This window comes from Flavonifractor plautii ATCC 29863, from assembly GCF_000239295.1.
GTDB classification, from domain to species: Bacteria; Bacillota; Clostridia; order Oscillospirales; family Oscillospiraceae; genus Flavonifractor; species Flavonifractor plautii.
Map to the genome: position 1 here is coordinate 33752 of NZ_JH417851.1, position 19915 is coordinate 53666.

At 63.1% G+C, this 19915-nt stretch carries 20 protein-coding genes; 9 read left to right on the forward strand and 11 right to left on the reverse strand.

Going from position 1 to position 19915, the window contains the following annotated elements; translation table 11 throughout:
* The 5 genes from tsf to hprK all read right to left on the reverse strand — a co-directional run.
* A partial coding sequence (tsf, locus tag HMPREF0372_RS17655; protein WP_007495542.1) for a translation elongation factor Ts occupies positions 1-909 on the reverse strand: 909 nt, incomplete at its 3' end.
* 85 nt (positions 910-994) lie between these two features.
* On the reverse strand, positions 995-1723 hold the full coding sequence (gene rpsB / locus HMPREF0372_RS17660; RefSeq protein ID WP_039997998.1) for a 30S ribosomal protein S2: 729 nt from the start codon (positions 1721-1723) through the stop codon (positions 995-997).
* Positions 1724-1937: 214 nt separating this feature from the next.
* Complete coding sequence (locus tag HMPREF0372_RS17665; RefSeq protein WP_007495547.1) at positions 1938-3131, reverse strand: DUF4179 domain-containing protein; 1194 nt, start codon at positions 3129-3131, stop codon at positions 1938-1940.
* Complete coding sequence (locus HMPREF0372_RS17670) at positions 3112-3612, reverse strand: RNA polymerase sigma factor (protein ID WP_007495548.1); 501 nt, start codon at positions 3610-3612, stop codon at positions 3112-3114. Before HMPREF0372_RS17670 ends, HMPREF0372_RS17665 begins: the two co-directional genes overlap by 20 nt.
* Before the next feature lie 127 nt (positions 3613-3739).
* Entirely contained in the window at positions 3740-4696 is a 957-nt protein-coding gene (hprK, locus tag HMPREF0372_RS17675) for an HPr(Ser) kinase/phosphatase (protein ID WP_007495549.1), read from the reverse strand.
* A gap of 179 nt (positions 4697-4875) precedes the next feature.
* Here hprK and rpmB point away from each other — a divergent pair, with 179 nt between their 5' ends.
* The gene (gene rpmB, locus HMPREF0372_RS17680) at positions 4876-5064 is read left to right on the forward strand and encodes a 50S ribosomal protein L28 (RefSeq protein ID WP_007495551.1); all 189 of its coding nucleotides are present in this window, start codon (positions 4876-4878) and stop codon (positions 5062-5064) included.
* Positions 5065-5163: 99 nt separating this feature from the next.
* Complete coding sequence (locus HMPREF0372_RS17685) at positions 5164-5640, forward strand: superoxide dismutase family protein (protein WP_009256933.1); 477 nt, start codon at positions 5164-5166, stop codon at positions 5638-5640.
* A 69-nt stretch (positions 5641-5709) separates the two neighbouring features.
* Here the strand turns inward: HMPREF0372_RS17685 and HMPREF0372_RS17690 are convergent, their stop codons facing one another.
* Genes HMPREF0372_RS17690 through HMPREF0372_RS17705 form a run of 4 tightly spaced genes read right to left on the reverse strand, consistent with a single transcriptional unit; the run spans position 5710 to position 11495 of the window.
* A complete protein-coding gene (locus tag HMPREF0372_RS17690) occupies positions 5710-7740 on the reverse strand; it encodes an S-layer homology domain-containing protein (RefSeq protein WP_007495553.1) in 2031 nt (676 codons plus the stop codon).
* 18 nt (positions 7741-7758) lie between these two features.
* Positions 7759-8940 (reverse strand): ABC transporter permease, encoded by a 1182-nt coding sequence (locus tag HMPREF0372_RS17695; RefSeq protein WP_007495560.1) that lies wholly within the window; start codon positions 8938-8940, stop codon positions 7759-7761.
* Positions 8937-9668, reverse strand: coding sequence for an ABC transporter ATP-binding protein (locus HMPREF0372_RS17700; protein ID WP_007495562.1), 732 nt, complete (start codon positions 9666-9668; stop codon positions 8937-8939). The genes HMPREF0372_RS17695 and HMPREF0372_RS17700 overlap by 4 nt, the downstream gene beginning before the upstream one ends.
* 15 nt (positions 9669-9683) lie before the next feature.
* Positions 9684-11495, reverse strand: coding sequence for an efflux RND transporter periplasmic adaptor subunit (locus HMPREF0372_RS17705; protein WP_007495564.1), 1812 nt, complete (start codon positions 11493-11495; stop codon positions 9684-9686).
* A gap of 196 nt (positions 11496-11691) precedes the next feature.
* On the opposite strand from HMPREF0372_RS17705, the gene HMPREF0372_RS17710 reads away from it, so the two are divergent.
* The 7 genes from HMPREF0372_RS17710 (at position 11692) to HMPREF0372_RS17740 (ending at position 17301) form a co-directional block, all read left to right on the forward strand.
* Positions 11692-12369, forward strand: coding sequence for a response regulator transcription factor (locus HMPREF0372_RS17710; RefSeq protein WP_007495566.1), 678 nt, complete (start codon positions 11692-11694; stop codon positions 12367-12369).
* Positions 12366-13622, forward strand: coding sequence for a sensor histidine kinase (locus HMPREF0372_RS17715; RefSeq protein WP_007495567.1), 1257 nt, complete (start codon positions 12366-12368; stop codon positions 13620-13622). The genes HMPREF0372_RS17710 and HMPREF0372_RS17715 overlap by 4 nt, the downstream gene beginning before the upstream one ends.
* 78 nt (positions 13623-13700) lie before the next feature.
* A complete protein-coding gene (locus HMPREF0372_RS17720; protein WP_009256940.1) occupies positions 13701-14096 on the forward strand; it encodes a thioesterase family protein in 396 nt (131 codons plus the stop codon).
* A 1-nt stretch (position 14097) separates the two neighbouring features.
* A complete protein-coding gene (locus tag HMPREF0372_RS17725; RefSeq protein ID WP_007495581.1) occupies positions 14098-14571 on the forward strand; it encodes a YbaK/EbsC family protein in 474 nt (157 codons plus the stop codon).
* 76 nt (positions 14572-14647) lie between these two features.
* Positions 14648-15235, forward strand: a complete 588-nt coding sequence (locus HMPREF0372_RS17730) for an HdeD family acid-resistance protein (RefSeq protein ID WP_024724148.1) — start codon at positions 14648-14650, stop codon at positions 15233-15235.
* A gap of 119 nt (positions 15236-15354) precedes the next feature.
* Entirely contained in the window at positions 15355-16110 is a 756-nt protein-coding gene (locus HMPREF0372_RS17735; protein ID WP_007495590.1) for a DUF2087 domain-containing protein, read from the forward strand.
* 3 nt (positions 16111-16113) lie between these two features.
* On the forward strand, positions 16114-17301 hold the full coding sequence (locus HMPREF0372_RS17740; protein ID WP_007495591.1) for an MFS transporter: 1188 nt from the start codon (positions 16114-16116) through the stop codon (positions 17299-17301).
* A gap of 52 nt (positions 17302-17353) precedes the next feature.
* Here HMPREF0372_RS17740 and HMPREF0372_RS17745 read toward each other — a convergent pair whose 3' ends face one another.
* Together HMPREF0372_RS17745 and HMPREF0372_RS17750 are read right to left on the reverse strand one after the other, a co-directional pair.
* The gene (locus tag HMPREF0372_RS17745) at positions 17354-18019 is read right to left on the reverse strand and encodes a TIGR03936 family radical SAM-associated protein (protein ID WP_007495592.1); all 666 of its coding nucleotides are present in this window, start codon (positions 18017-18019) and stop codon (positions 17354-17356) included.
* The gene (locus HMPREF0372_RS17750; protein ID WP_007495593.1) at positions 18006-19847 is read right to left on the reverse strand and encodes a TIGR03960 family B12-binding radical SAM protein; all 1842 of its coding nucleotides are present in this window, start codon (positions 19845-19847) and stop codon (positions 18006-18008) included. The genes HMPREF0372_RS17745 and HMPREF0372_RS17750 overlap by 14 nt, the downstream gene beginning before the upstream one ends.
* Between the last annotated feature and the right edge of the window lie 68 nt (positions 19848-19915).

A 19915-nucleotide genomic window follows, 5' to 3' on the forward strand; every position in this document is an offset into this window, starting at 1 on the left:
GCCCAGCTGCTTAGCGATCTCTTCGGCGAAGTTCTCCTGCTTCTTCTCGATGCCCTCGCCCTTCTCAAAGCGGACGGCGTTCTTGAAGGTAATGGTACCGCCCAGAGTCTTGGCAACGGAGGCGATATACTGCTCCACGGTCATGGCGTTATCCTTCACGAACTCCTGCTGCAGCAGGCAGTTCTCCTTGTAGAACTTGCCCAGCTTACCGGCGACGATGCCCTCCTTGACCTTCTCGGGCTTGGAAGCCATCTTAGGATCGTTCTCCATCTGCACCAGGAGGATCTTTTTCTCCTCATCCAGGGTGGCCTGGTCAACCTGGCTCTTGTCCCAAAAACGGGGGTTCAAAGCGGCGATCTGCATGGCCACGTCCTTGCCCACGGTCTCCACCTGTTCGGCAGTCAGGCCAGTCTCCAGGTTTACCAGCACGCCGATCTTGCCGCCAGCGTGGACATAGGGCACGGAGATGCCATCGGTAAAGAAAGCAAAGCGGCGGACCTTGATGTTCTCGCCGATGACGAGCACCATCTCCTGCTGCTCCTCCTGCACGGTGCGACCGTTGCCGTAGGAAAGGGCCATCAGGGCATCCAGGTCGGCGGGCTTGTTGGCGGCCACAACGGCGGCCACGCCCTTAACGAAGTCCACGAACTTCTCGTTCTTGCCAACGAAGTCGGTCTCTGCATTGACCTCGACCACCACGCCGACGCCGTTCACCACGGTGGCATAGGCCATGCCCTCGGCGGCAATGCGGCCCGCCTTTTTCTGAGAGGCGGCCAGGCCCTTCTCGCGGAGGATCTCAACGGCCTTGTCCATGTTGCCCTCGGCCTCAGTGAGGGCTTTCTTGCAGTCCATCATACCCACACCGGTCATCTCGCGCAGGGTCTGTACGTCTTTTGCAGTGATTGCCATGATCACATTACCTCCATCTCAAATATCAAAAGGAGCGCCCGCCCGCGCGGGCGGGCGCTCTCAACATCACGGTTTGGGGCCGGAATTACTCGGCGGCCGCTTCCTTCTCAGCGGAAGCCTCGGAAGCGTCCTGGCCCTGCTTGCCCTCCTGGATGGCGTTGGCCATCACGCCGGAGATCAGCTTGATGGCACGGATGGCGTCGTCGTTGCCGGGGATGACATAGTCGATCTCGTCGGGATCGCAGTTGGTGTCCACGATGGCTACGATGGGGATGTGCAGCTTGCGGGCCTCATTGATGGCATTGCGCTCCTTGCGGGGGTCAACCACGAACAGCGCGCCGGGGAGCTTCTTCATCTCGACCACGCCGCCCAGATACTTCTCCAGCTTAGCGATCTCACCCAGGTGCTTCATGACTTCCTTCTTGGGCAGCATGTCAAAGGTGCCGTCCTCCTGCATCTTCTTGAGCTGGTTCAGACGCTCCACGCGGCCGCGCATGGTCTTGAAGTTGGTGAGCATGCCGCCCAGCCAGCGGGCGTTGACATAGTACATGCCGACGCGCTCGGCCTCTTCCTTGATGGCCTCCTGAGCCTGCTTCTTGGTGCCGACGAACAGCAGGGTCTGGCCGGACTCGCCCAGGGAGCGGACGAAGCTGTAGGCCTCCTCCAGCTTCTTCACGGTCTTCTGCAGGTCGATGATATAGATGCCGTTGCGCTCGGTGTAGATATAGGTGGCCATCTTGGGGTTCCAGCGGCGGGTCTGGTGACCGAAGTGGACGCCCGCCTCGAGAAGCTGCTTCATAGATACGACTGCCATAGTAAAAATTCCTCCTTTATTTGTTGATTCCTCCACCCGGTTCATCCGAAGCCGGCCAACCTCCCATTTGGAAAGCACCTGGCCCACCGTCCGCGGGTGTGCGTAATCACATGCTTTGGTATAATATCACATCGTTCCCCGTTTTGCAAGGTTTTTTTCATTCCCGCGCAAAAAAGGGCCCGGATAGCTCCGGGCCCCTTCATAAAGTGTATACTCAGTCCTTCTTCCAGTAATAGTTGACCTCGTTCCAGTAGGTTTCATTTTGAAAATGCCAAGGGCCGAAATCAAACTGGATTAGAGTGCCGGTCCGGTCCTCCCCTTCGTAGATTCGGCTGTTATCCCCTGTAAAGACCAGATTCTGTATTTCCGCCACATCGATGGGGGATTCCAGTTCGAAACGGACATGATCCGCCCGGAAAAAGGTTCGTCCTGCATCATCGTGAAATACGTCCTGAACTCCTCCCACCTTCTCAAACCGGGTTTGGATCTTGCTTCCGTCTGACATCAGGACATACATCTGCCAAGGGCCATCCCGACCGAAGGCCGCGTCATAGGCCGCCCCGTCCGGGATCACCAGATCCATGCTGACGCTGATAGGCGAGATGGTCAGGTTCTCTGCCACCGCCAGAGTCACGCCGTTCAGATTCACACCGCACCGGCCCTGGAAGTCGTAATGGGTACCCATGCCAACCAGGGGGACGATCAGATCGATGTCCATACCATCCAGCACGGTGACCCATTCCCCCTGATACTGCATACACAGGGACTGGATCCCGGAAAACAGACAGTATGCGGCATCCTTTGGCATCGGATCTATATGCCCACGAATGATAAACTCCATTTTGTTGTCTGTGGGGTCGCTGTCCTCCACATAGTCTATTGCATACCCCGCCTCGCTGGAGCCGATAAAGCTGGTGCAACTCTCGTCCCTATAGGCTCCGAAGCCGATTCCCCTGCCGTCCGGCCCGCCCCAGAGGACGGCGCGGTTGAAGCCCTCCTCCACCTGGTCGGGCTCGGGCAGTACCGTCCCCTCCGGCGCGGCAAACTCCACCAGGATATAGAACTGTTCCTGATCCGCCGCCGCCTCCTTCACGGTGACGGTGGCCCCGGAGCCGTTCTTGTCCTCGAACACCTGGTTCATCTGTACAACCCCCAGGTTTTTTGCCTGTTCCTCGCTGGTGATGCCGAACAGCTCCCGGAAGGCTGGGGACACCCCGGCAAGTGAGACGGCCCCCACCGCTCCTGTCAGGAGTGAAGCGGCAGCTACGATGGCCACCAACCCGCGATAGGGGAAGCGTGGGCGCTTCTCTTCCTGCCCGCTCCTCCGCTCCAGCAGGCGGCAGGTCAGCGCCTCCTTTTCCTCCGCCGAGAAGTTCAGCCGCTCCAACTCATCCCGATAGCCTGCCATAGCCCAATCCCTCCAATATATGCTTTAATTTCATCCGGGCCCGGCTCATCCGGGTCCGCACCGCATCGGCCCGCAGGCCCAGGATCTCCCCTATCTCGTTGGTATCATATCCTAAATAATAGTAGAGCACCAGCACCTCCCGGTACTTGGCAGGCAGACGCTGCACCTCTTCCAGCACGCCGCCCTCCTCCGGCTGAAACGCCGCAGGCTCGGCCACGGCATCCAGGCCCACAGTGCGGGTGCGCCAGGGACTCCGGCGGACGTTTTTGCAGGCGTTGACCGTCACCCGCACCATCCAGGCCTGTTCGTGCTTCTCATTTTCAAAGGCACCTGGATATTCCAGCCGCTTAAGCAGCACCTCCTGGCATACGTCCTGGGCGTCGGGCACAGAATTCAGGATGGAATAGGCCAGCCTCAAGAGCCGGTCGGAGTAGATCTCCACCAGCCGGGCGGCCAGCGTCTCCTCCGCATGCTCCGCCATGAATCTCCCTCCTTTTTCTCCGTTTGGAACGCGTTCACCTGATATACACCTCACGGCTCCCAAACGTGACACCCTCCGGCAAAAAAATGCCCCGGTTTTCACCGGGGCGGCGGAACGTATCTCTTTTTTAATTATCATTCAACTGCGCACTCATGGCCTGGTCGAAGTGCTGGTTGATCTGCTTGGTAAACTCCACGGCGGCGTTGTACCCCATCTTCTTGTGGCGGTTGTTCATGGCCGCCACCTCGATGATCACCGCCAGGTTTCGGCCAGGCCGCACCGGCACGGTGAGAGAGGGCACCTGCACGTCCAGAATCGTGGTGTAGAGGTTCTCCAGGCCCAGGCGGTCGTACATGGCCCCGTCCTTCCACTGCTCCAGGTTGATGACCATATCGATCTCGGCCTCGTCCTTGACGGCGCTCATACCGAACAGGCGGCACACGTCGATGACGCCGATGCCCCGCAGCTCGATATAGTGGCGGATCAGCTCCGGCGCAGTGCCCACCAGCCGGTCGGTGACGTTGCGCTTGATCTCCACTGCGTCGTCCGCGATCAGCCGGTGGCCGCGCTTGACCAGCTCAATGGCGGTCTCGCTCTTGCCCACGCCGGACTCGCCCAGCAGCAGCACGCCCTCGCCGTACACTTCCACCAGCACGCCGTGGCGGGTGATGCGGGGCGCCAGATAGGACTTCAGCGCCGCAATGATGTTGCTCATGAGCACGCTGGTGGTGTCCGGGCTGCGGAGGATGGTTCGGTCATACTTCTCGGCCATCTCCATACACTCGGGGAAGGGCTCAATCTCCCGGGAAATAATCAGGGCCGGAATGTCCTGGGAGAGCAGCAGTTCGAAGCTCTCCCGCCGCTCCTCGGAGGTCAGCCCCTCCAGATAGGTGGTCTCAACGCGGCCGATCACCTGGAGCCGCTTGGCGTCAAAGTAGTCGAAAAATCCGGTGAGCTGCAGGCCCGGCCGGTTCACGTCCTCCGTCCGGATCGACACATCCTCGTACCCCGCCCCGCCCCTCAGGACCTCCAGGCGAAATTCCTGAATCAGTTTTCCCAGCTTTACGCTATAAAGGCTCTCCATTGGCGCTGCCCCCTTGCGGTATTATTAGTTATAGTATACCATTCTCCCCTGCTCCTTTGCAACACACTTTGGAAGAAAGGGATTTTTTGAAAAAAATGCTTGCAATTTTCGAAAAGCTCTGTTATTATATCATTCGATGCTTTATCAAGCTATCCTGACGAGCGAGGAGGTATAAGCGAATGGCCAAATGTGAATTTTGCGATAAGGGCGTTGTGTTCGGCATCCGGGTGTCCCACTCTCACCGCCGCTCCAACCGTCCTTGGAAGCCCAATGTGAAGCGCGTCAAGGCGATTGTCAACGGCACGCCCAAGCACGTCTATGTGTGCACCAGATGCCTCCGTTCGGGTAAGGTCACCCGCGCTGTGTAAGTTTGTAAAAAAGGGACCAGCCTTTGGCTGGTCCCTTTTTTCTTTGGAACGATTGCGCCTGTCCCCACATAGCATGGGGACAGAATGGAGGCGTATTCCATGGCTGATGCTCTGTGCCGCCTGCCCCGGGTCCTGCTGGATGGCCGCCCTGCCGCCCGTGCACTGCTCTGTGGCAGCAACGCCCACCCCGGCCTGCGGGGCGAGGCGCTGTTTTATCCCTACCAGGACGGAACCCTATTGCTGATACGCGCCCTGGGGCTGCCCGGGGACGGCTTTTATGCCTGCCACATTCACGCGCTCGGCGACTGCTGCACCGGGGGCGACGTGGCCTTTCACTGCGCCGGTCCCCACTACGATCCGGAAGGCCGCGAGCACCCGAACCACGCGGGAGATCTCCCCGTCCTGCTCTCCAGCGGCGGCCGGGCGCTCTCCCTCGTGTATACCGGCCGGTTTCAGCCCGGGCAGGTGCTGGGCCGGTCGGTGGTACTCCACGCTCTGCCCGATGACTACCGCAGTCAGCCCACCGGCGCCGCCGGGGGCCGCATTGCCTGCGGCGTCATCTCCCCTGTGGCCTGAGCCGGGCCCGCATGGCTTGTCATGCGGGCCCGGCTTTCTGCTCTCTATTATCTATTGTATCTTGTTTTGCTATCCCACGGTCACCACCCGCACCACGGCGTCCCCGCCCAGTGCGCCGCTGTAGTACACGGTCAGCTCCGCTCCGTAGGATTTGGCGGCCGAGAGGGTCGTCCAGCGCCCGGTTTCTTGGTTGTAAACCTCTACCCCGTCGCTGACGGGCACCCGAAGGCCTTCCACCACCACGGCCTCCTCTCCGTCAAAATCAGCCCGGCTCACATCGGCCTTCTTCAGGCTCACAACCTCCACGGCCTTTCCCTCGGACGACACCGCGATGCCACCCATGGTTCCGCTCCTGACCGTCTTTCCCGTGATATATGCCTGGCTGGCTCCGCTGCTGTTCTCCACGGAGACGGTTCGGTTGGTATAGGTCATGCTGCCGCTGCCCCCAGTCTGCTCCCCGGCGGTCAGCAGACCGTAGGTAAATGCGTTCCCGGTCACATCGTCCAGCAGGAGGAGGCAGACCTTCCCGTTTTCGTCTGTGGCGTAAAAGTCGATTTGGGAGGCGGGTACGGTATCCGTCAGAATATCCTCCAGGGCAATTTCCGCCACCACGCTGGAGCCGGCCCGCTCGTAGAGCTTCACATCCTCCGACAGTGGAAGGCTCCCCAGGGTGCCGTCCGACGGATCCAGGGCATACTGGCTCCCACCGGACACCGGATAGACCGACAGGGCCCCGATCCCGGTGGAGCTGACCCGAACCAGCTCACCCACACCGGCGCCGTGGACGCTGAGCTCACCCGCCGCAGTCAGCCCGCAGGTCAGCTCCACCCCGTCCTCCCGAAGCACGCCGTAGAGCTCCGCCCGCTTCTCCGAGGGGGCGCAGGCAGAGATCACCTCTCCCGCCCCGTTCAGGGTGACGGTAATCCGGTCGCCCACCGCGAAGGCGGACAGCCCGGCCGCCGCCCCGTCCGCCACCTCCAGCTCCACGCCCAGCAGCGTGATGGAGGCGGGCGACGCGGCGTTGGGGCTGGCATCCTCATAATAGCCGGTCAGCATGACCCCCTCATAGGCCGCCGCCTCGGAGGCCACGACCAGATCGAGCGCCCCGGAGTCCGTATAATACAGCGCCACCTGCTCCCGGCCCTCCAGCTCATACCAGCAGTCGCCGTAGGTGCTGACCGCGCCGTCCAGCAGCACCCTGGTTCCGCTGGAGATGGCATACGTTCCCCCTCCGGCGGCGGTGATGCCGTCCGCCGCCACCTCCGCCGGGCGGAGGGTGCGATGGGACGAATCGTCCGGCAGGAAGCCCACCGCCTTTCCCGCCTCGTCCAGCAGCAGCGCGCCTTTCCGCCCCACCAGGCGGTCCGGCACCGCCTCCGCAGGCTCATACCAGCTAATCGTCTGATTGGCATAGACCTCCACCGTACCCAGGGTACCGTCCGCCGCCTCGGCGTTATTGTCCAGCAGCACCGCGCCGGTCACCTTGGAGGCGCAGAGGTTGTCGATGTAATCCTGTCCGTCCCGGTCTGTCTGCCGCAGCACGCGGTAGAGCAGCAGGGCCGCGTCTCCCCGGGTCAGGCCGGCTCCGACGTCTGCGGGCAGGCCGTCCAGAAGCCCCAGTGCCCCGGCCTTATTCAGATAGTCCTCCGGCCAGAAGGGGCCGATCTCCTCCGCCGTATAGCCCAGCAAACGGAGAACCACGGTTACCGCCTGTCCCACAGTCACCGGGTCGTCCGGGCCAAAGCGGCCATCGCCATAGCCGGAGACCAGCCCCTCCTCACAGGCCAGATTGATATAGGGGGCAGCCCAGCCGCCGCCCGGCACGTCGGAAAACCGGGTGCGGTAGGCGCTCCCCCGCGCCTGATCCCCGTGTCCCTCCGTTAGAATGGCCAGCTTGCAGAACTGGGCGCGGGTCAGCGCGTCGTCCGGGTGGTAGCTCCCGTCGGAGTACCCGGAGACAATACCCAGGCCGGAGAGTACCTCCACCGCCTCGGACAGCTCTTCTCCGCTCACATCCGAAAAGGCCAGGGCGGGCGCCGCCGTGATCAGCCCCAGGCACAGCCCCGCCGCCAGCAGCAGCGCCAGAATACGTTGTTTCATCTGTGTTTCTCCTCTCGATTAGTCGGCGCGCAGGGCGTCCACAGGCTGCAAACCGGACGCCTTGGCCGCCGGGTAGATGCCGAACACGATTCCGATGGCGACAGAGAAGGCGAAGGCGCCCGCCGTCACCAGCGCGTCGGGATACAAGATCAGATCATACATGGCCTTTCCCAAAATGAGCGACAGCAGGTAGCCCAGGGCGATGCCGATGAGGCCGCCCAGAGCACTCAGGATGGCGGCCTCCACCAGGAATTGCCCCACGATCTCCCGCCGGGGCGCGCCGATGGACTTCTTGATGCCGATTTCCCGGGTCCGCTCCGTGACGGTGACCAGCATGATGTTCATGATACCGATTCCGCCCACCAGCAGGGCGATGCCCGCGATGCCGCCCAGTACCACGCTCATGGAGGTCATCTCCTCCGTGCTCTCGCTCATGGCGGAGTTGCCGTTCTCCAGCTCATACTCCCCCACGCTCGTGTCGATGGTCTCCCCCAGGAAACGCTCCAGCTTCGCCATCACTGTGTCCATGTGGTCGGACTGATCTACCTTGACAGAAAAGCGGGTGAGCTGGGCGGTGCCCAGTATGGCCCGATCCAGGGAGTAGGGGATCACCGCCATGTCGTCCATGGAGCCCTCCTCGCCCCCGTCCTTCTGGTAGTAGATCCCCACCACGGTGAAGGGCTCACCGCCGAAGTAGACGGTCTCCCCGATGGGATCCGCATATTGAAACAGGCTGTCCGCCACGTAGGAGCCGAGCACGCACACCCGGCTGCGCCGGTCGACGTCAAAGGCGCTGATGTCCCGCCCCTCCTTCAGGGTGTAGTTCCCGCAGACGGAGAACTGGTCGCTGCCCAGGTAGAGCGTCCCGCTGTCCAGCGTGGTGGTGCGGTATTTCATGGGCAGGCTTGTGGACAGATCGGGGCTCACCCCCAGCACCATATCGCCCAGCTCTCCATTCCCATAGTCATAGAGGGCGTCTATCACATCCACAGACCGGCTGGTGTCGTACCAGTTCACCGTGACGTTGACCTTGTTGACGCCCAGCTTCTCATAGTAGGCGGTGATGTCCGCGTTGTAGCCGGACACCAGCGCCACCAGCACCAGCACGGCGGTCACGCCGATGATGATGCCCAGCATCGTGAGGAAGGAGCGCCCCTTTTTCTCCCGGATGGAGTCCAGGGCCATGCGCAGCGCGTTCATGGCGCCACCCGCGCCGGCGGGGCGCTCCAGTCCACCAGCACGCCGTCCCACAGGCTGTCGTGGACGATTCTCCCATCCTTCACCCGCACGGTACGGTCGGCCTGGGCGGCGATGCCGTTGTCGTGGGTGATCAGGATCACGGTGGTTCCCTCGGCGTTCATCTGGCGCATGAGGCCCAGCACCTGTTCGCCGGTTCTGGAGTCCAGCGCCCCGGTGGGCTCGTCGGCCATGAGGATGGGCGAGCGGGCGGCGATGGCCCGGGCGATGGCCACCCGCTGCTGCTGGCCGCCGGAGAGCTGGGCCGGCCGGTTGTCCACCTTGGCGGCGATCTCCACCTTTTCCAGCGCCTCCATGGCCCGCGCCCGCCGCTCCGCCAGCGGGACCCGCTGGTAGAGCATGGGCAGCGCCACATTCTGCCAGACGTTCAGGGACGGGATGAGGTTATAGCCCTGGAAAATGAACGCAATCTGCCGGGAGCGGATCTGGGACAGCTCCCTCTGGGTGCGCTCCCGGATCGGGGTGCCGTCCAGGAGATACTCCCCCCGGGTGGGCACGTCCAGGCAGCCCAGTATGTTCATCATCGTGGACTTGCCGGAGCCGGAGGTGCCGATGATGGCCACAAACTCCCCCTGGTCTATGCTCAGCGTAACCCCATCCAGCGCGTTGACCTGGTTTTCCTGCCCCTCGGCGTAAATTTTATAGACGTCCTTCAATTGAATCAGGCTCATACAGAATCCCCCTTCTCAGCCCATAGGGCCGCCGCCGGGCATCCCGCCGCCCATGCCGCCAGGCATTCCGCCGCCGAAATCCGGCATCTCTCCGCCGCTGAAGTCCGGCATTTCCCCGCCGCCCGGGAAGTCGGACGGCTCCTCTCCCTGGCTGGTGGTATCCCCGCCGTTCGGGGCCGCCTGCTGGTAGCGGGTGAATACCTCCACCCCCTCCTCCACGCCGGAGAGGATGCGCACATACTGGCTGTTGGACACCCCGGTTTCCACCGGCACGGCATAGAACCCGTCGGGCACCACGCCGTCCTCCAGCTCCACCGCGTTGTCCGGCGCCGCGTCCGCCTTGACGAAGAGGCAGGTTCCCTGGCTGGTGCTCTTGAGGGCCGCGATGGGGGCCAGCACCCCCTCGGACTCGTCGCCCACGGTGATGGAATAGGAGACGTTGACGCCGGCGGAGAGGGCGCCCCCGCTGGGAATGGTGATGGTGATGGGGAAATAGGCCACGCCGTTGGAGTTGGTGGCCTCATAGCTGATCTCCGTGACAGTGCCGGTGTAATGGGTGTCGCTCTCCGCCCCCGACTGGGTGATGTCCACCTCCATCCCCATGGCAATGCCGTCGATGTCCAGCTCGTCAATGTTGGCGGTGATGGTCATGGAGTCCAGGTTGTAGAGCACCACCGCGGTCTGCCCCGCCTCCCGGGGGCTCTCTCCCTCCCGGACATTGACCATGATGATCTTCCCCGCCAGCTCAGCGGTCACCGCGTAGTCGGAGCGCTTCTCCTCCGTCTCCGCGCTCTTCTCCTGGAGCTGGACAATCTTTTCCTGGGTCTGGGTGATCTGCTTGTTCACCGACTCCACCTGCTTCTGGTAGTCGGCCCCGTCGAGCTGGACGAGAACGGCCCCGGCGCTCACCTGCTCATAGTCCACCGCCCCGATGCCGGTCACCTCGCCGCCCACCTCGGCGGTGAGATCCTGGCTGCGGCGGTACTCCAGCTCCCCCTCCACCGACGGATAGAGCTTTTCGCCCGAGTCCGCCACCAGATAGCCGGCGCCCGTCATTCCCTCGGTGAAGGCGCCCGGATTGTCCAGGGTGACGGTGACGGCAAAGCAGTGGGTGCCCTCCGCCGTCACCCGGTCCACCATCTGAATGTCGGTGACGGTTCCCTCCTGGTTGAGCATGAGGCTGGCCACGGACACCCCGGCCTTCATGCCCACGTAGACCTGATCCTCATAGGCGTAGCTGAAATACTGGGTCAGGCACATCTGGCTGTCGTCCACAAGGGTGGCCAGCTTGGTTCCGGCGGCCACATTGTCCCCCACGTCCACGGCCACATCGGTAATCCGGCCGGCAAAGGGGGCTGTCACAGTGAGGGCGGCGATCTCCTCTTGGAGCTGGGCGAGCTGCTCCTGATAATCGTCCAGCTGGTTTTCCTGCTCGGTAATCTGATCCTGGTACTCCTCAATCTGGTCGTCCAGCTCTGAATCATCCTGGGTGTAGAGCAGCTCGCCCACCTCCACCGTGTCGCCGGCGGAGACGTATACGCCGGTGATCTCCGTCTCCGAGGCGGTGGTGTACGTAACGCTGTCCGCCGGCATGGTGGTTCCGGTGCCGGAGAGCGTTGTGGACAGGCTGCCATAGGTGGTCTGCTCCGTCAGGGGCGTCTGCTCCTCCCCGCTGAAAAACAGGGCCTTCCCCCCGAGGGCGGCACCGGCCGCCAGGGCCAGAACCAGCAGCAGCGCCGCCCCGCGCCTGACCGTCAGCCGCCGGCCGGGCTTCCGCTCGGGCGGCGCGCTCCCCTCCGCTTTCTTCCGCAATGCCGTCAACTGCATGCAATCGTCCTCACCTTCTGTTCCGGTTTCGGAGGCCAGTATAGGGGGAGAAACTGAAATTACTCTGAAAAAGGGCCGCGGGAGATTGTTAACACTCTGTAAATCCTTTCGTCTGCCGCCCCGCCTATAATACATTTCAGACAGATTTCAGTTCTCTCCCTTATAATGGAGAAAAACGCAGGAAAGGACAGAAGGTATGCGCATCTTGATTGTAGAGGACGAGCGCCGCCTGGCTGAGGCGCTGGGCCAGATCATGGCGGAGCAGCGCTATCAGGCCGACGTGGTGTTTGACGGGGCGGACGGGCTGGACTACGCCCTCACCGGGCAGTACGACGCCATCGTGCTCGATGTGATGCTTCCCAAGGTGGACGGCTTTGAGGTGGCCCGCCGCCTGCGCTGCGCCCACGTCTCCACCCCCATTCTGATGCTCACCGCCCGGGATGAGATCCCGGACAAGATCGCGGGGCTGGATCACGGCGCGGACGACTATATGACCAAGCCCTTCGACATCGGGGAGCTGCTGGCCCGGGTGCGGGCGCTCACCCGGCGGCAGGGCGAGGTGATCGGCGAGCAGCTCGCCGCCGGGGATCTGGTGCTGGACACCCCCACCCGCAGCCTGCGCTGCGGGGAAAAATCCGTCCGGCTGGGCTTCAAGGAGTTTGACGTGCTCCGCCTGCTGCTGGCCGCCCCCCGGGCCGTCATTCCCAAGGAGGACATCATCTCCAAGGTATGGGGCCTGGAGTCGGAGGCGGAGGACAACAACGTGGAGGTCTACATCTCCTTCCTGCGGAAAAAGCTGGCCTATCTGGGTTCCCGGGTGAGCATCGGCACCGTGCGCAAGGTGGGCTATCACCTGGAGGTGCCTGCGGTATGATCAAGCGGCTGCGGCGGAAATTCATCCTGATCAACCTGCTGCTGGTGGGCCTGGTGCTGGCGGTGGTGTTCATCCTCTTTGTGGGGGCGAACGTCCGTCGCCTGGCGGGGCAGAGCGATGCCGCCCTCCGGCTGGCCCTGTCCTGGCAGGAGGGGGAGGGGCCGCCCCGCTTTGAAATCGGCGGCCCGCCGCCGGAGGAGCGCGAGCCGGACGGGGCGCACCGCTTCTCCCTGATCCCGGTCTTTGTGGTCACCGTGAAGGACGGGGCCATTACCGGCCTCAACGACGGCGGCCAGGTGGACGTTTCGGAGGAGACCGCCGCCGAGGCGGTGAAGCAGGCCCAGTCCTCCGGCGCCAGTCAGGGCGTGCTCAGGGAGCTTCGCCTGCGCTTTCTGGTGGAGCGCAGGCCCGACGGCGAGCTCCGCATCGCCTTTGCCGATCTGGGCTGGGAGACTGCCTCCCTGCGCAATTTGTCCCTGCTGTCCCTGCTGGTGTGGGCTCTGGCCATGGTGGGTCTCTTTTTCGTGAGCCTTGTCCTCTCCTCCGTGGCCCTGCGCCCGGCGGAACGGGCGTGGCAGCAGCAGCGCCAGTTTGTGGCCGACGCCTCCCACGAGCTGAAAACCCCCCTCACCGTCATTCTGGCCAATACCGGCCTCGTCCTCTCCCATCCCGAAGACACGGTGGCCGCCCAGTCCAAATGGCTGGAGTACACCCACGACGAGGCGGAGCAGATGAAGGAGCTGGTGGACGATCTGCTCTTTCTGGCCAAGTCGGATGCCGCCCGCCAGCCGGCCGCCCGGGCGGAGACGGCCATGAGCGAGGTGGCGCTGGGCTGTCTGCTCCCCTTCGAGTCGGTGGCCTTTGAGGCGGGCGTGGCGCTGGAGCACCGGATCACCCCCGGCCTGTCCCTGCGCGGAGACGAGGGGCAACTCCGCCGGCTGGTGATGATCCTCCTGGACAACGCCGTGAAGTACGCCGGGCCGGGCGGCACCGTCACCCTCACCCTGGAGCGGCACCAGGAGCGGCTGCGGCTGGCGGTACACAACACCGGCGAGCCCATCCCGCCGGAGCACCTGCCCCACCTCTTCGAGCGTTTCTACCGGGCGGACGCCGCCCGGAACCGGAGCGGGGGCGGCTACGGCCTGGGGCTGGCCATTGCCAGGAGCATCGTGGAGGGCCACCACGGGCGGCTCACCGTCACCAGCACCGCCGCGGCCGGCACCACCTTCACCGCCCTGCTCCCCCGCCGGTGACGGTTTTGCTTGTCAGAACGGCGCGGCTGTTGTAAAATGGGCCTGTTCCAGAAGAAGTTGGAAAGGAGAAACCAATTCATGTCCGTTACTGTAGGAAGCAAGGGCCGCGCCGCGTGCGTGGTCAACGATCAGAACACCGCCGCCGCCGTGGGCAGCGGCCTGCTGCCCGTGTTCGCTACTCCCCAGATGATCGCCCTGATGGAGAACGCCGCCGTCGACGCCACCCAGGCCTCCCTGGAGGAGGGGCAGGGCACCGTGGGCACCCGGCTGGACGTGAGCCACGATGCCGCCACCCCCGTAGGGATGCAGGTATGGGCCGAGGCGGAGGTCACCGCCGTGGACGGCCGCAAGCTCACCTTTGCCGTCACCGCCTACGACGAGGCCGGCCCCATCGGCAAGGGTACCCACGAGCGCTTTATCATTCAGAACGACAAGTTCCTGGCCAAGGCCCAGGGGAAAAAGAAGGGGAATTGATATGTCCATCGAGACGGGCCGGGCCTATCTGCGGGCCAGAGGCTATGAAGACCGGATTCAGGAATTCAGCGTATCCAGCGCCACGGTAGAGCTGGCGGCCCAGGCGGTGGGGTGCGAACCCGCCCGCATCGCCAAAACCCTCTCCTTTGCGGTGGACGGGGGCTGCGTGCTCATCGTCTGCGCCGGAGACGCCAAGATTGACAATACCAAGTTCAAGGCCCAGTTCCACGCCAAGGCCACCATGCTCACCCCGGAGCAGGTGCTGGACTTCACGGGCCACGCCGTGGGCGGCGTGTGCCCTTTCGGCATCGACAACCCCGCTGTGACCACCTACCTGGACGTGTCCCTCCGCCGGTTTGACACGGTCTACCCCGCCGCAGGCAACGCCGCCTCCGCCGTCCGGCTCAGTTGCGGAGAGCTGGACATCCTGTCCAACAGCTCCGGATGGATTGATGTATGTAAAAACTGGAGCTGATTGGACACTCCCGCCCTTCTGTCCAATGACTTTTCCGCCCGCCGGGGGTATACTAGAGCATAAAGGGGGTTTTCTTATGCGGGAATTTTTTCATAATATGAAGCTTAGCTTTCTTCTGGCCGCGGTGCTCTACATCATCCTCGGCCTAATCCTGCTGATCTGGCCCGGCGTCAGCGCCACCGTGTTTTGTTATGCCTTCGGCGGCATCCTGCTTATTTACGGCGTGGTGACCATCGTCAGCTTTTTCCTTCGGGACAGCCGGCAGGGCAGCTTCGTGTTCGAGCTCTTCCTCGGTATCGTCGCTGCGGCCCTGGGCCTGCTGTTCCTGCTCCGCCCGGTCATCGTGGCCTCCGTCCTGCCCGTGATCCTGGGCCTGTTCATCGTGGTGGACGGCCTGGTCAACCTCAAACGGGCGCTGGAGCTGCGCCGGATGCTCTATCTCCGCTGGACCGTGCCCCTGGTGCTTTCCGCCGTATCGGCGGTGTTGGGGCTGGTGATCGTCTTTCAGCCCTTCCTGGCCGCGGAGGCCCTGGTCATGCTCATCGGTGCGGTGCTCATCTATGAGGGGCTGTCCGACCTATGGACTATCTTCCGGGTAAGCCAGTGGACCAAGGAGTACCGCAAGCACCATCCGGTGGATGTCGACCAGATCGATTTTGAATAAACCAATAAAAAGCAACTCCCGGGCGAACGCCCGGGAGTTGCTTTTTATATTGACATTTCACTTTAACGTTTATATAATAATAGACACTAAAATAAAATGTTTGTTGTGTGGTGGTTGTCATGGAAGAACAGGAATTATTATGGTCGTCCTCCCAGCAGGAGTTGGTACGGGGTATCGCCCTGCGGGATGGACAGTACCGCTGCCTCCTCTGCGGAGTCGCCTTCCCCCAGGGGGAGGTCTTTCCCCGCGGGGGCCGCTTCTATGATGCCGAGGCCATGGCAGCCCTCCATCTCCGGGAGGCCCATGGCTCCGTGCTGGAGCATCTGCTCCACCGGAACCCCGGTCTGCTGGGGCTATCCGAGGTTCAGTTGGAGCTGCTCCGCATGCTCGCGGAGGGCTGCACGGATAAGGAAATCGCTGCGCAGAAGAGGGTTTCCCCCTCCACCGTGCGCAATCACCGCTTCAAGCTCCGGGAAAAGGAGCGGCAGGCCCGACTCTTTTTGGCCCTGATGGAGCTACTGCGCACCAGCCGCATCTCCAGCCCGGTGGATACCGGCTTTTGCCACCCCCATCCCACTGCGTCCATGGTTGATGCGCGCTACGCCGTTACTGAGGAGGAGCGGCAGGCCATCCTGGCCGCCTGTTTCGACGAGGCCGGCGCCTTGCGCCAGTGGCCTGCCCGTGAGAAGCGCAAGTTGGTCGTACTCAGCGCCATCGCTGAGCAGTTCACGCCCGGCCGACAGTATACGGAGAAGGAGGTCAACCGGCTGCTGGGCCGGATCTATGAGGACTTTCCCTACCTCCGCCGCCTGTTGATCGAATACGGCTTTCTGGAGCGCACCGCCTCCGGCTCCGCCTACTGGCGCAAGGAGTAGGCGGTGGGCCGGGCTGTCGGCGGCCGGGCCGCCGCCCTCCTGCTGGCCGGACGAACGGTTTCCCGGTTCGGCTCCTCCTTTTATCTGGTCGCCCTGCCCCTCTATGTGCTCGAGCGCACCGGGAGTCTGGGGGCGTCCGGCCTTTTCTTCACCCTGACCAGCCTTCCGCCCCTGCTGGCCGTTCCCTTCCTGGGGCCGCTTGTGGAGCGCGCCCACCGGAAAGGATTGCTGATCCTCTGTGATTTTGGTGCCAGCGCGCTCTGTGCCCTTCTCCTGCTTTTCCCCGGCCCCCCGCTCCCCTTCCTCCTTGCGGGCACCATGCTTTTTCACCTGCTGTCCCATTTGTTCGAAATTGCATCCAAGGTTCTCTTTTCGGAGCTGTGTCCACCGGAGCGCCTCTCCTCCCTCAATGGAATCAAAAGCCTGCTGGATTACGGCGCGGCGGTACTGGCCCCTGCGACGGGCGCGCTTTTGTTTGGACTGTGTGGATTCCGGGCCATCCTCCTGCTGTGCGCGCTGGCCTACGGCCTCTCCGCCCTCCAGGAGTGCTTCATTCCCTACGCGCCGCGCCCCATCCAGCAGGCGGAACCGCCCCGCCTGCGGGCCGGTATTCGATATCTGCTGGGCCGACGGGAATTGTTCTCCCTCTTTCTTCTGGTGATGGCCCTCAACTTTTTTGTAGCCAACAGCGAGGAGATCATCTTCCCCGGCATTCTGGTGGAGCTGTACCAGTTTCCAGAGTCCCGATACGGCCTGGCGGTCTCCGCCTCCACCGCCGGAACCCTGCTGGCCAGCCTGTTCCTGATCCGGGCGGCCCGCCTCCGCCCCCTGGAACACCTGCGCGCCCTGTTTCTGGTCAACAGCGCCCTGATGGCCGCCCTTGGTCTGGCCGCGCCCCTTCTGCGTTCCGTTCCAAAGCTTTACTTTGTCCTCTTCTTCACCTTCCAGCTTTTGATCGGCTGGCTCACCGCCTGCATCAACGTCCCGCTGATCTCCTATTTCCAAACCCGGGTACCGCTGGAACAGCAGGGGCGGTTCTTTGCCCTGCTCGCCTTCTTCTCCGGGATACTGATCCCCCTGGGCATCTCCTATACCGGAGTCCTGGCCGACTGGCTGGGTCCAGGCGCGGCCTATGCCTGCAACAATCTCTGTGTCATTGTTCTGGTACTTCTGGTAAGGCTTCCGGCCTGAAGCGAACAAAGCCCGCAGGATTTTATATCCCGCGGGCTTTGTTTGTTGTCTCTTATTCCCAGGTCTGAAACTGGCCGTCCAGCACCGCGCGGCGGTGGAAGATGACGAAGTCGGGGGCGGCGTCGGGACAGTGCTCCCGGATGGCCGCCACCACCAGCTCCGGGTTGAGGCCGGGATTCTGGGCCCGGAGCACCAGGTCCAGGGCGATGGTGTCCCGCCGCTCCTCCACGGTTGCCCTAGCGATCAGGGGAATGAGGTCCACCTCGGTAAAGCCGCTCTTGGCCTTCTTGCTCCTTTTGGTCATCACCAGGCAGTCCCGGGCCAGCAAATCCCGGATGGCGCTCTCCGCGCCGAAGGGGGCCCCCGCCTCATACTCCAGGGTGACGATATAGTTGACGTAGCACAGCTCCTTCACCGGCCGCACCGCCTCATAGCAACGCTGGATGGTGATGCCCGCGGGCAGGGCGGCGTTCATCTTCGCCGGCACCTGATCCAGCGGGGTGTCCAGCACCTGGCACTCCAGTACCTCGCACCCGCTGGAGAAGCCCACCGACAGGGGCAGAGGGATGGAGACAAAGGCGTGGGGATTGAAGCCCTCGGTGTGCTTGATGGCGATCCCCGCCCGGAGGAAGGAGCGCTGGAAGGTGCGCATCAGATCCAGATGGGAGATAAACTTGGCGGTGTCCGCCTTGCTGAACGCTAATCTATGCTTCGGCATCGCATTTCCCTCCCGGATAGAGCTTGTCCGCCCCGCAGCCGGTACACTGTACCCGGCAGTCGGGGGTGATCACCGCCTGATAGGCCCGCTCCCGCTCCCGCCACAGGAAGGGCGTGGTCACGCCGGTGGAGGTGACCGACCAGGGCAGCACCTCGTCCTTTTCCCGCACCCGGTTGGCATAGAAGGCGGGGTCCAGGCCGCAGGCGTCAAAGGCCGCCATCCAGCGGTCAAAGTCAAAATACTCGCTCCAGGCGTCGAACTTGGCGCCCTGGCGCCAGGCCTCCTCAATCACGTCGGCCACCTGGCGGTCCCCCCGTGAGAACACTGCCTCCAGGAAACTGGTGTCCGGATCGTGCCAGTTGTAGCGGATGGAACGCCCCCGCATGTTGTCCCGCAGCAGCTTGACCCGCCGCCGGTACTCCTCCATGCTCACCTGGGCCTCCCACTGGAAGGCGGTGTGGGGCTTGGGTACAAAGCAGGCGGTGGACACGGTGATGGTCACCCCCCGCTTGGGGTTGGGGGTGCACTCCTTCCACGCCTTGTATACCTTCTCGGCCAGCTCGGCGATGCCCAGCACATCCTCGTCGGTCTCGGTGGGCAGGCCCAGCATGAAATAGAGCTTCACGCTGCTCCACCCGCCGGAGAAGGCGGTGCGGCAGGAGCGGAGGATCTCCTCCTCCGTCACATTCTTGTTGATGGCGTCCCGCAGGCGCTGGGTGCCCGCCTCCGGGGCAAAGGTCAGCCCCGACTTGCGCACATGCTGCACCCGCTCCATCAGGCCCAGGGAGAAGTTGTCCGCCCGCAGGGAGGGCAGGGACAGGGAGACCTTGTTGGGCTCACACCACTCCAGCAGGCCGTCGCACAGCCCCTCCAATGCCCGGTAGTCGCTGGTGGACAGGCTGGAGAGGGTCATCTCCTGGTAGCCGGAGTCCCGGCACGCCTCGATGCCCTGCTGGACCAGCCGCTGGGGATTGCGGGGGCGCACCGGCCGGTAGGCGTAGCCCGCCTGACAGAAGCGGCAGCCCCGGATGCAGCCGCGGAACACCTCCAGCATCACCCGGTCGTGGACGATCTCGGTGGAGGGTACAATGGTCTTCACCGGGAAATAGCTCTTGTCAAAGTCCTGGACGATGCGCTTGGTCACCCTGGCCGGAGCCCCCTCCAGCGGGGTGACGGCGGCCACCGTGCCGTCGCCGTGATAGCTCACCTCGTAAAGAGAGGGCACATAGACGCCAGGAATCCGGGCCGCGGCGGTGAGGAACTCCTCCTTACCCCAGCCCTCCTCCCGGGCCTGGCGGTAGAGCTGGATAATCTCCACACTCACGTCCTCCCCTTCCCCCAGGACGAACAGATCCACAAAGGGGGCCAGGGGCTCTGGATTAAAGGCGCAGGTTCCCCCCGCCACCACGATGGGAGACAGCTCTGTCCGCTCCCCGCTGCGCAGGGGAAGGCCAGCCAGATCCAGCATGTTGAGCACATTGGTATAGGCCATCTCATAGCCCAGGGAGAAGCCGATCAGGTCGAAATCGGCGATGGAATCGCCGCTCTCCAGGCCGTACAGGGGAATCCCCTCCCGGCGCATCTCCTCCTCCATGTCGCCCCAGGGGGCAAACACGCGCTCACACCACACCCCATCCATCTCGTTCATTAACCCGTAAAGGATACGCACGCCCAGATTGGACATGCCGATCTCATAGGTGTCCGGGAAGCAGAGCGCGTAGCGCACATCCACCGCGCGCCGGTCCTTGACCACTGCGTTATACTCCCCTCCCGTATACCGGGCGGGCTTCTGAACCCGTGGGAGGATGTGTTCCAAAGTACGATTCATGCCGAACCCTCTCCATGTATCTCGAAATCAATAGAAAATGCAGTAAATTGTATTATACTATGTCTTTT

What these genes read in the sequence shown, in the direction of transcription:
- rpsB (WP_039997998.1), bottom strand. Translation starts at nt 1,723, where the DNA reads ATGGCAGTCGTATCTATGAAGCAGCTTCTCGAGGCGGGCGTCCACTTC.
- HMPREF0372_RS17665 (WP_007495547.1), bottom strand. Translation starts at nt 3,131, where the DNA reads ATGGCAGGCTATCGGGATGAGTTGGAGCGGCTGAACTTCTCGGCGGAG.
- HMPREF0372_RS17670 (WP_007495548.1), bottom strand. Translation starts at nt 3,612, where the DNA reads ATGGCGGAGCATGCGGAGGAGACGCTGGCCGCCCGGCTGGTGGAGATC.
- hprK (WP_007495549.1), bottom strand. Translation starts at nt 4,696, where the DNA reads ATGGAGAGCCTTTATAGCGTAAAGCTGGGAAAACTGATTCAGGAATTT.
- rpmB (WP_007495551.1), top strand. Translation starts at nt 4,876, where the DNA reads ATGGCCAAATGTGAATTTTGCGATAAGGGCGTTGTGTTCGGCATCCGG.
- HMPREF0372_RS17685 (WP_009256933.1), top strand. Translation starts at nt 5,164, where the DNA reads ATGGCTGATGCTCTGTGCCGCCTGCCCCGGGTCCTGCTGGATGGCCGC.
- HMPREF0372_RS17690 (WP_007495553.1), bottom strand. Translation starts at nt 7,740, where the DNA reads ATGAAACAACGTATTCTGGCGCTGCTGCTGGCGGCGGGGCTGTGCCTG.
- HMPREF0372_RS17695 (WP_007495560.1), bottom strand. Translation starts at nt 8,940, where the DNA reads ATGAACGCGCTGCGCATGGCCCTGGACTCCATCCGGGAGAAAAAGGGG.
- HMPREF0372_RS17700 (WP_007495562.1), bottom strand. Translation starts at nt 9,668, where the DNA reads ATGAGCCTGATTCAATTGAAGGACGTCTATAAAATTTACGCCGAGGGG.
- HMPREF0372_RS17705 (WP_007495564.1), bottom strand. Translation starts at nt 11,495, where the DNA reads ATGCAGTTGACGGCATTGCGGAAGAAAGCGGAGGGGAGCGCGCCGCCC.
- HMPREF0372_RS17710 (WP_007495566.1), top strand. Translation starts at nt 11,692, where the DNA reads ATGCGCATCTTGATTGTAGAGGACGAGCGCCGCCTGGCTGAGGCGCTG.
- HMPREF0372_RS17715 (WP_007495567.1), top strand. Translation starts at nt 12,366, where the DNA reads ATGATCAAGCGGCTGCGGCGGAAATTCATCCTGATCAACCTGCTGCTG.
- HMPREF0372_RS17720 (WP_009256940.1), top strand. Translation starts at nt 13,701, where the DNA reads ATGTCCGTTACTGTAGGAAGCAAGGGCCGCGCCGCGTGCGTGGTCAAC.
- HMPREF0372_RS17725 (WP_007495581.1), top strand. Translation starts at nt 14,098, where the DNA reads ATGTCCATCGAGACGGGCCGGGCCTATCTGCGGGCCAGAGGCTATGAA.
- HMPREF0372_RS17730 (WP_024724148.1), top strand. Translation starts at nt 14,648, where the DNA reads ATGCGGGAATTTTTTCATAATATGAAGCTTAGCTTTCTTCTGGCCGCG.
- HMPREF0372_RS17735 (WP_007495590.1), top strand. Translation starts at nt 15,355, where the DNA reads ATGGAAGAACAGGAATTATTATGGTCGTCCTCCCAGCAGGAGTTGGTA.
- HMPREF0372_RS17745 (WP_007495592.1), bottom strand. Translation starts at nt 18,019, where the DNA reads ATGCCGAAGCATAGATTAGCGTTCAGCAAGGCGGACACCGCCAAGTTT.
- HMPREF0372_RS17750 (WP_007495593.1), bottom strand. Translation starts at nt 19,847, where the DNA reads ATGAATCGTACTTTGGAACACATCCTCCCACGGGTTCAGAAGCCCGCC.